The sequence below is a fragment of the Myxococcota bacterium genome, from assembly GCA_039030075.1.
In the GTDB taxonomy this organism is placed as follows: domain Bacteria; phylum Myxococcota_A; class UBA9160; order UBA9160; family SMWR01; genus JAHEJV01.
The window spans coordinates 1-9,301 of record JBCCEW010000051.1 but is presented as its reverse complement, the minus strand read 5'-3'; the positions used below and the strand labels follow the sequence as shown (position 1 = coordinate 9,301).

General features: G+C 69.1%; 11 protein-coding genes. 6 read left to right on the top strand and 5 right to left on the bottom strand.

What is annotated here, in order from left to right:
• The first annotated feature begins 270 nt into the window (after positions 1-270).
• The gene (locus AAF430_26560) at positions 271-903 is read left to right on the top strand and encodes a PEP-CTERM sorting domain-containing protein (GenBank protein MEM7413819.1); all 633 of its coding nucleotides are present in this window, start codon (positions 271-273) and stop codon (positions 901-903) included.
• Here AAF430_26560 and AAF430_26555 read toward each other — a convergent pair.
• On the bottom strand, positions 887-1,753 hold the full coding sequence (locus tag AAF430_26555; GenBank protein MEM7413818.1) for an LLM class F420-dependent oxidoreductase: 867 nt from the start codon (positions 1,751-1,753) through the stop codon (positions 887-889). The two genes, AAF430_26560 and AAF430_26555, sit on opposite strands and share 17 nt — an antisense overlap.
• A 122-nt stretch (positions 1,754-1,875) precedes the next feature.
• Here AAF430_26555 and AAF430_26550 point away from each other — a divergent pair, with 122 nt between their 5' ends.
• A complete protein-coding gene (locus AAF430_26550) occupies positions 1,876-2,484 on the top strand; it encodes a nitroreductase family protein (protein ID MEM7413817.1) in 609 nt (202 codons plus the stop codon).
• A 9-nt stretch (positions 2,485-2,493) separates the two neighbouring features.
• On the opposite strand, the gene AAF430_26545 is transcribed toward AAF430_26550, so the two are convergent.
• Complete coding sequence (locus AAF430_26545; protein MEM7413816.1) at positions 2,494-2,997, bottom strand: hypothetical protein; 504 nt, start codon at positions 2,995-2,997, stop codon at positions 2,494-2,496.
• A gap of 52 nt (positions 2,998-3,049) precedes the next feature.
• Between AAF430_26545 and hspQ the strand changes: the two genes are divergently transcribed.
• The 3 genes from hspQ (at position 3,050) to AAF430_26530 (ending at position 6,069) form a co-directional block, all read left to right on the top strand.
• Complete coding sequence (gene hspQ, locus AAF430_26540) at positions 3,050-3,379, top strand: heat shock protein HspQ (GenBank protein MEM7413815.1); 330 nt, start codon at positions 3,050-3,052, stop codon at positions 3,377-3,379.
• Between the two features lie 115 nt (positions 3,380-3,494).
• Complete coding sequence (locus tag AAF430_26535) at positions 3,495-4,904, top strand: zinc ribbon domain-containing protein (GenBank protein MEM7413814.1); 1,410 nt, start codon at positions 3,495-3,497, stop codon at positions 4,902-4,904.
• 10 nt (positions 4,905-4,914) lie between these two features.
• Positions 4,915-6,069: an acetyl-CoA acetyltransferase gene (locus AAF430_26530; GenBank protein MEM7413813.1), complete on the top strand. Its 1,155-nt coding sequence runs from the start codon at positions 4,915-4,917 to the stop codon at positions 6,067-6,069.
• 7 nt (positions 6,070-6,076) lie between these two features.
• On the opposite strand, the gene AAF430_26525 is transcribed toward AAF430_26530, so the two are convergent.
• Together AAF430_26525 and rpsD are read right to left on the bottom strand one after the other, a co-directional pair.
• Complete coding sequence (locus AAF430_26525; GenBank protein MEM7413812.1) at positions 6,077-6,730, bottom strand: hypothetical protein; 654 nt, start codon at positions 6,728-6,730, stop codon at positions 6,077-6,079.
• The gene (rpsD, locus tag AAF430_26520) at positions 6,705-7,298 is read right to left on the bottom strand and encodes a 30S ribosomal protein S4 (protein MEM7413811.1); all 594 of its coding nucleotides are present in this window, start codon (positions 7,296-7,298) and stop codon (positions 6,705-6,707) included. The genes AAF430_26525 and rpsD overlap by 26 nt, the downstream gene beginning before the upstream one ends.
• Before the next feature lie 501 nt (positions 7,299-7,799).
• On the opposite strand from rpsD, the gene AAF430_26515 reads away from it, so the two are divergent.
• Complete coding sequence (locus AAF430_26515) at positions 7,800-8,552, top strand: hypothetical protein (protein MEM7413810.1); 753 nt, start codon at positions 7,800-7,802, stop codon at positions 8,550-8,552.
• 85 nt (positions 8,553-8,637) lie between these two features.
• Here AAF430_26515 and AAF430_26510 read toward each other — a convergent pair whose 3' ends face one another.
• Positions 8,638-9,273 carry a methyltransferase domain-containing protein gene (locus tag AAF430_26510; protein MEM7413809.1) on the bottom strand — a complete coding sequence of 212 codons (636 nt, stop codon included), beginning with the start codon at positions 9,271-9,273 and terminating at the stop codon, positions 8,638-8,640.
• Between the last annotated feature and the right edge of the window lie 28 nt (positions 9,274-9,301).

Sequence of the window (9,301 nt, the reverse complement as noted above, 5' to 3'; positions counted from 1 at the left end):
GCTTTCCCGCCGAGTACGTCGACCAGGTCTTCGCCCATACCCTGGGCGCCATCGCGACGCTCACCGATACGCGCGCCGTCGAAGCGGCCTGGGCGGCTTCCGCCCGCTAGCACGCCCGCTTCCCGCGGACCGTTGCGAGCGTCGGCTCGCCAGGGGCGACGCCCTGCGCGCCGCGCGCGAATGCTGTCACCCGAAGGAGATCCACTCACACCTATCAAGTTGTCAGGTCAAATACCGATACAGATCCCGAGAACCCTGGAGGACTGCCCCATGCGCCGCTACGCCGCCGCCTTCGCCGCCTGCACCCTGTTCGCGGCCCCCGCCGCCGAGGCCGTGCCCTACGACGCCATCGTTCCCGAGATCGTGGAGATCGACACCACCGGCGTGCCCTTCCTGATCCTCACGGGCTGGGGCTGGATCGCGCCCACCGGCGGCACCCTCACCGCCGCTGACTTCGCGGCCGCCCAGTTCACCGCGAACTTCAGCGACCCGAATGTCGCGATCAGCTTCCTCGGCTTTCCGGCCCCGCTGGACCTCGACGTCGGCGACGTCGGCGGCAACCGGCTGGACAGTCCGATCCTCGACAACACGGCCTTCGATCCGCTGCTGCTGCCGGGCGAGACGCTGATCAACCCGTCGATGCCCTTCGGACTCAGCCTCACCCTCACGCCGGGCTACACCGGCACGGGCACCCTCAACGCCTCACTCACCCTCGACGGACACACCGCGACCTACAGCACCGAGGTGCGCCTCGTGAACGGAGGGCCGCGCATGCTCGTCGTCGATGGCCAGCGCGTCGCGGCCGTCCCCGAGCCGGCCACCTTCACGATGGCCGTGCTGGGCCTCGCTGGGCTGGGACTCGCGGGACGCCGACGCGCCCGCGCCACTACCAGCGCGCGATGATCTCGTCGCCGAAGCGCTTCAGAGCGTCCTGCCGCGCGCCCAGGCTGGTCGTGTCGCCGCCGTAGAGCATCCAAGGCATCGACCACAGGTGGGTCACACCCACGTCCGCGAGGCGGCGGTAGCCGTCGAGATCGAAGGCATCGCTGCAGGCACCGATCACGTCGAGCGGCGCCCCGGCCCGGCCCGCCTCTTCCTGGTACTTGCGAATCTTGTCGATGCCCTCGCGAAACTCGGAGATCGTCAGAAAATCGGGGATCCATCCGTCGCCGATGCGCGCCACACGCCGCAGGGCGGCTTCGGATTTCCCGCCGACGTAGATCGGCACGGGGTGCCCGGCGGGCGGGCTCATCAAGAGCGGCGGAAAGTCGTAGAACTCGCCGTGATGCTCGACCATCTCGCCGGTCCAGAGCTTGCGCATGACGTCGATCATCTCTTCAGCGCGCTTTGCGCGACGGGCGAAGGGCTGACCGGCGAGTGCGAACTCCTCCTTCATCCAGCCGAGGCCCAACCCGAGCGAGACCCGGCCGTTCGAGAGGGCCGCCGCGGTGCCGATCGACTTCGCGAGCGAGAACACGTCGCGCAGGGGCACCACGTAGACGCCCTGGAAGAAGTGGATCCGCTCGGTCACCGCCGCCATCGCCGCCGTCGAGACCCAGACATCGGGGTACGGGTCGGCGGCCTGCCAGGGGCGCTCGCCAGTCTCGTTATAGGGATAGGGCGTCTCGATCGTCTCGAGGTGGACGAGATGATCCGAGAGCACGATGCCGTCCCAGCCGGCCTCCTCGGCGGTGCGGGCGAGCGGGACGTACTGATCCATGCCCACCCAGGCGAAACCCGTCACGAACTTCACGGTGTGCTCCTCGTTGGCGTCGACGGGCGCGAGTATATGCGAGCCCCGGCGGCTCCCGCGGCTTGCGTTCGCGGTGGGCCCAGCCACCCTTCAGAGACGCGCCGCGTCGCGTCGGAGACCCCATGACCACGAAGACCGCCCACACCGACCACCCTGTCCACGCCCTCGTGTCCGAGCGTTTCAGCCCCTACGCCTGGAAGGACGAGAGCGTCGACGCCGAGACGCTCCGCTCGCTCTTCGAGGCAGCACGCTGGTCGGCGTCCTCCTACAACGAACAGCCCTGGCGCTTCCTGGTCGCGCGCCGCGAAGAGCCCGAAGCCTTCGCAAAGCTGCTCTCGGGACTGGTCGAAGCGAACCAGGTCTGGGCCCAGCACGCGCCGGTGTTGGCGGTGGGGCTCACGATCCGATCGTTCTCGCGCAACGGCAAACCCAACAAGGCCTATCAGCACGACCTCGGCCTGGCGGCCGCCACGCTCACCTTCGAGGCGACCTCGCGCGGTCTCGCGGTGCACCAGATGATCGGCATCGACCCCCAGAGGATCCACGACCTCTACGCCCTACCCGACGACGTCGAACCGCTCACCGCCCTCGCGATCGGGTTCGCGGGTGAAGCGAGCGCCCTGCCCGACGGCCTGCGCGAGCGCGAAGAGGCCCCGCGCAGCCGCAAGCCCTTGGGAGAAATCGTCTTCTCCGAGCGCTGGGAGCAGTCGGCCGCGTTCTTGCGCGACTAGCGCCGCAGCTCAGCCGGCGCCGGCCTCGCGTCCGAGCTCGCGCACCCATTCGACGAGACGCCCGTCCTCGACCGTGGTGTGCAGCGAGTGCACGTCGTCGACCTCGATCAGCCGCACCCGTCCCGGCGTACCGGCCCGCGCCAATACGCGGCTGTCCTCACAGTCGATGATCTCGTCGCGCACGCCGTGGGCGAGCCACACGGTCACGTCTTCGGGCAACTCGGTGGGCAGCCCGCGCCGCAGGGCTGCCTGGGCCAGCAACAAAGTGGGGCCGGACCACAGCCCGCGCTGGAGCATGGCGACCACGATGGCGCCGCCATACGACGACCCCACCACCACGTGCGGGGCGAACTCGGCCACCTCCGCATGCTGGACGGCGATGCTGCCCTCGAAATCGCGGGTGTCCATCGCCGGGGTGCGGGCCTCGAAGTGACGCGCCAGGAGTTGGGCCTTGATGCCCTGTGGGCTCGACTCGAGCCCATGGACGAACTGCACACGAAGCGGCTCGGACATGCCGCTTCCAGCATAGGGCAAAGGTTCGACGCGCTACCCTGAGAAGAACGCCATGATTCACCGCGACGCCAAGTTCGAGATCGGCCAGGTGGTGCGCCACCGCATCCACCCCTTCCGCGGGGTGATCTTCGATGTGGACCCCACCTTCAGCAACACCGAGGAGTGGTGGCAGTCGATCCCCGCCGAGATGCGGCCGCGGAAGGACCAGCCCTACTACCACCTGCTCGCCGAGAACGCCGAGACCACCTACGTGGCCTACGTCTCGGAGCAGAACCTGCTTCCCGACGAAACCGGGCGGCCGGTGCGGCATCCCCAGGTGGCCGAGGTGTTCGGCGCGCTGCGCGGCGATCGCTACGAGTTGCTCGAGGTGCTGCGGCACTAGTTCCCGTGACGCGGCCGCGCGCGCGGTCCGGCCGCCCTGACGATCCGACGCGCCCCCGGACCGTGCCGCGGACGGCGCGCGCTATACCTACCCGGTCCGTCCGAGGAGACCCCCCATGACCGGCATCGCCGCCTACGGCGCCTACGTCCCGATGAACCGTCTGCCGCTGGCCCTGATCGGGGGCCGGCCGGCGAAGGAAGGCGGGCCGGAGAAGGCCGTCGCCGACTACGACGAGGACGCGATCACGATGGCGGTGACCGCGGCCGTCGACTGTCTCAGCGGTATCGCGCGCGACCAGGTCGACGCCGTCTATTTCGCGTCGACGAGCTACGAAATGCGCGAGAAGCAGGGCGCGGCGCTGATCGCCAAGGCCCTCGACCTGCGCCGCGACGTCAACACCCAGGACCACTCGGGCTCGCTGCGCTGCGGCACCGCCGCCCTCGAGAGCGCGCTGCACGCCGTTGCCGCCGGCGCTCAGGAAGCCGCCCTGGTCGTGGCGAGCGACTGCCGCATGGGCGCCCCGCGCGGCGCCCTCGAAGCCAAACTCGGCGACGGCGCGGTCGCGTTCCTGGTGACCCGCGACCCGATCGCCCGCTTCGATCACGCCGCCGCCGTGGCCGACGAACTCCAGGACCTCTGGCGCATCGACGGCGAACGCTTCACCCACAGCTGGGAGGACCGCTTCGTATTGCAGGAGGGCTACCAGCCCAACCTCACCGACGCGGTGAAGGGGGTGCTCGCGAAGGACGGCGGCGCGCCCAGCGACTTCACGAAGGTCGCGCTCTACGGCGCGGACGCACGCAGCCTCGGCGGTGCCGTGCGCGCCCTCGGCTTCAAGCCCGAGCAGGTACAGGACCCGCTCTTCGGCAAGCTCGGCAACACGGGCGCCTCCTTCGCGCTCTTGCTGCTGGCCCACGCCCTCGAAGCGGCCCAGCCCGGCGACCGCTTCCTGGTCGCCAGCTACGGCGACGGCGCCCACGCCCTCACCTTCACCGCGACCGACGGCCTCGCGAAGCTCGCATCGCGGCGCGGCGTGTCGTGGCATCTCGCGCGTCGTCGCGCCCTCAAGAGCTACGACACCTACCTGAAATCGCGCCAGCTCGACCCCAAGGAATGGGACAGCGGCGCCGACCTCGGCCTGTCGGCGACGATCCGCTTCCGCGAGCGCGACGCCGACATCAGCCTGGTGGCCGCCCGCTGCACCAACTGCGGACAGCTCCACTTCCCGAAGCAGCGCGTCTGTTACAAGTGCTTCTCGAAGGACAGCTGGGAGCCCTACCGCCTCTCGGACAAGCGCGGGAAGCTGCTCGCCTTCACCTTCGACTACTTCTTCCCCGCCGCCGAGCCGCCCACGATCATGGTGATGACCGAGGTCGAGGGCTGCCGGCTGCAGGTACAGATGGCGAACACGCGCCCCGACGCCGTCGCGCTCGAACTGCCCGTCGAGTACGTGTTCCGCAAGATCCACGCCGCCGGCGGCAAAGCAAACTACTTCTGGAAGGCCAGTCCCGTCGAGGACGCCTGAGGAGCCCGACATGCCCGAATCGATCGCCAACAAGGTCGCCGTCGTCGGAGTCGGCGCCTGCCAATTCGGTGAGAACTGGGACCAGTCGCGCGAAGACATGATCGTCGACGCGGCCTACGAAGCCTACGCCGACGCCGGCATCGAGAACCCCCAGCAGCAGATCGAGGCCGTCTTCGCCGGCGCCGTCTACCCGCGCGAGGGCAGCGCCGAGATCGCGGAGGCGCTGAAGCTCTTCGGGAAGCCGGTGAGTCTCGTGTCGGACTACTGCCAGACGGGTACGGACGCCTTCCGCTTCGGCGTCTTCGCCGTGGCCTGCGGCATGTACGACACGGTGCTGGTGGTGGGCTTCGACAAGCCGAAGGACCGCGGCGTCTCGGGCCCCTCGGTGAACTTCGACCGGGTGCGCGGCCTGCCCGCGACGCCGGCCGGTTGGTTCTCGCTGTGCGCCGCCCGCTACTTCGACACCTTCGGCGCCGGTCGCGAAGACCTGGCCAAGATCGCCGTCAAGAACCACCACAACGGTACGCTCGCGCCGAAGTCGATGCTGAAGAAGGAGATCACCGTCGACGATGCGCTGAACGCGCGGATCATCTCCTGGCCCTTCGGCCTCTTCGACTGCGCCGCCCAGTCCGACGGGGCCTCGGCCTGCGTGCTCACCCGGGCGAACCTCGCGAAGAACTTCCGCGACGACGCGGTGCTGGTGAAGGCGGTCTCGATCGCCGTCGCCGAGCACCCCCAGCGAGACCCGGACTTCGACTTCCTCGCCTGGAAGCCCACCCTCTACGCAGCGAAGGACGCCTACGCCCAGGCGGGCATCACCGAACCGTTCCGCCAGCTCGATGTCGTGCAACTCCACGACTGCTTCACCCTGACCGAGATGCTCACCTACGAGGATCTGGGCCTCTGCAAGAAGGGCGAGGCGAAGGAGCACGTCGCCAGCGGCACCTTCCAGCTCGACGGCGAGCTGCCGGTGAACACCGACGGTGGGCTCAAGACCTTCGGCCACCCCACCGGCGCGACGGGCGTGCGGATGATCTACGAGAACACCCTGCAGCTGCAGGGCCGCGCCGGCGAGCGCCAGGTGGAGGGCGCTTCCTTGGCCCTCTCCCACAACATCGGTGGCCCGCCGACGACCTGCGGGATCGCGATCCTCGGGCGCGACTGAACCCGACTCAGGCGCGGTACAGGCGCGTTCGTCCCGGCTCGGACAGCGCGCCGTGGATCAAGACGGCGATCGCGTCCAGTGCGGCTTCGGGCGACACCACAGCGCTCGGGAAGAGCAGGTGCGAAAGGCCGTCGAGGTTCTCGAGCAGCATGCCGTCCGGGTCGATGGACACGACGCGGCGCACCGGCGCCCCGGAAGCGATCGCCACCAATAGGTCCAGGTGTCGATCATTGAGGTGCGCGGTCACCGCTTCGTGGTTTTCCGCGGACCAGGCACCGGCGTAGGTCCACTCCTCGCCGTAGAGCGCGAACTGGTCGCCTCCCCGCTGATCCCAGATGACGACATCGGGCTCCAGGAGCGCGAGCGAGTCGCTCGCGCCGTGCAGGGGGGTGAAGTAGTCGTTGTCGTCGAGCGCGCGGCTGGCGACGAGGCTGCCCTGGACGGCCATTCGGCCTCCCCGCGCCTGGGCGAAGTGAAGCTGGACGCGATGTCCTTCGAGGGCCTCGGCAGGCACCTCGCTCCCCACGACAAAGTCGCCACGGGCCGTCGTCGCCACCCGAGCCGGAAACTGGAACTCCACGGCCGGGATCAAGACCTGCGCCACCGGCTGCTCGCGCAGCGCGGAACGCGCGGCTCTAACGAGAGTAGAATTCGACGACATACTGCTCTTCGCAGACGATGGGCACTTCGGAGCGCTCGGGCAGCCGATTCAGCTTCGCCGACAGGTTCTCGACGTCGCGATCGATGTACTCGGGCGGCGCGTAGATGTTCCAGTCCATGTCGAAGATCGGCTTGCCGCGGCTCTTCTCGCGAACGACGACCAGATCGCCCGGGCGAAGCAACTGCGACGAGGCGCGCGCGCGCACGCCGTTCACCTCGAAGTGACCGTGTCCGACGAGCTGGCGCGCCGCATAGATGGTAGGCGCGAAGCCAGCGCGCAGGACGAAGGCGTCCAGGCGCCGCTCGAGCCGCACGACCAGGTTCTCACCGGTTCGGCCCTTCTGGCGCTGGGCCGCCTTGAAGTAGCGGCGCATCTGCTTCTCGGAGATGTTGTACTGGAAGAGCAGGCGCTGCTTCTCGAGCAGCTGCAGGCCGTACTCGGAGATCCGCTTCGGCCGTCCTCCGACGCCGCGCTCCATCCCTTTCCGGTCGATGGTCTTCTGGGCCTTGGGAGTGAGGGCCACTCCGATGCGGCGCGACCGCTTCACGCGCGGGCCGTTGTACTTCACGAGCACACTCCTCGAAACGGAGCGCTCGGTGCCGAGGAACGGCGACCGGAACCACTCCGACGCAAGCGCCACGGCGAGAGCCGCGACAGGTAGGCGACGGAAGGGAACCGGGCTGGCGGGCGCGTGAGAGAACGCGCGGGAGCTCGCTCAGGTCTTCGTCGAGTGAAGGTGTATCGAATCTGAAATTCATTTTCAAATAGGACCGCAGGCACGTCTCTCGAGCCACGGAAAAGCGAGCACGGGGCTCGCCTGCCGTCGCCCTGCCCCTTCCCAACCACCGGCCTCCGCGCGGCAAGCGCCAGATCCGTGTCGGACCTACGCCCAGCACTACGACCAGGAGGCGCACGCGCGGCGGGTCGGGAGTGACGACCCGCGCGACGCACGGACCTCGCGTCGCCACGAGCCAGGTCGCATCGGCCCGGCATCCGCAGCGGGCGCTCCTATGGTCGTGTCAGGTCACGCGGCCCGCACCGCCGCATTCGCGAAGGAGCTCTGAAAGCCTTGGGATTCGGCAGCAGCTCACACGGACTCCTGGCGCGCATCGCGCGCAACACCGAGTGGAGTCAGCTCCTCGACTTCGTTTCGCCCTCGCTCTTCGATGTCATGCCGCTGCGGACGCTCCTGGGCCAGGGCCGCGAGCTCGCCAGCAACGCCACGCGCCCGCTCAATCCCCTCCGTGACGCCGTGCAGGCCCGCCTGGAGGCAGCCGAGATCGACGTGCGCATCGTGGCCTCCCACGACGCCGCGCCTCCCCCGCCCGAGCAATGCCTCGCCATGGGCCAGCGCGCGCTCGAGGTGTACTTCGCCCAGCTCGCCGAAGGCGACGTGACGCTCCTCGACCTCCGGTATGCCTGCTGGTCCAGGCCGGCGGAAGGACCGCTGCTCTGGGCACCGCGCCCGGCCTGGATCCGCTGGGACCCGACGTTCATCGACGGCGTCCGCCAGCTCTACCGCGGTTTCTACCGCGACGACGACGGTGCCTACCGGAAAGGCGTCGAGATCCTCGGCCTGGGCGAAGCCGGCGACCTGCTGCGCAAGCACTTCGGCGAAGGCGACCAGCGCGCCGTGCGCTTCGACACGGGCGTCTTCCAGACGACCTTCCACCAGGTCTTCGTGCGCTGCCGCGACCGCGGCCTCTCGCTCCACGGCAACTTCCTGGCGCTCGGCGTCTACCTGGCCACCCTCTACGACCTGCTCGAAGGGCTCGACGAAGCCTTCGACGTCCGCGACGCCTACGACCGCGTGAACGCGTAGCGGCTGCGCCCCCGCCCGCGTTCGTGGACCACGAGTTCGCGCGCACCCCCGGCCCGACCCGGCTCGATTGACTCGCGGGCGTTCCCTAATGAGGCCGGGTCGCCTGCGTCAACACGGATGGCAGGGTCCAGGGCGTCGGCAACCGAAAGATCCGGTCCTGAGACTCGCACCGAAAACCGGCGTCTTCGACCTGGCGACGCATCTGGCGCCGAGTCGGCCAATAGAGCGGCTCGCCCAGCCAGAGCGATCCGACCCGCGTGATGCGACTGGTGATCTCGAGGGGCGGATTGATCAGCGAGACGAGCAAGCGCCCGCCCGGGACCAGCACGCGCCGAAACTCGGCCAGCGCTCTGGATTGGTCGGGCACCCAGTGCAGCGCTTGGGTACTGACGACGGCGTCGAAGCTGGCGTCGCGGAACGGGAGCTGCATTGCGTCGGCGCGTACCCAGCCCGACGCGACGCGACGTTCGGCGGCGCGCTGCAACATGCCCCGCGAAAAGTCACACCCGACCACGCGAACCCCCGGCCGTCGTCGTTCGATGCGACCGGCGAGCTGGCCCGTGCCACACCCGACATCCAGGACACGTTCCGCGCGTCGGGGAAGCGCGCGGAGCACGGCGTCCTGTTCGGGGCGGTACGTCCACCGTTGGAGGAGCGGCGCATCGTAGGTGCGCGACCACCGATCGAAAAAGCGCCAGTCCGGCCTGCGTGAACGCTCCATCCTTCCCAGGGTAGGACAGCGCGCGCCG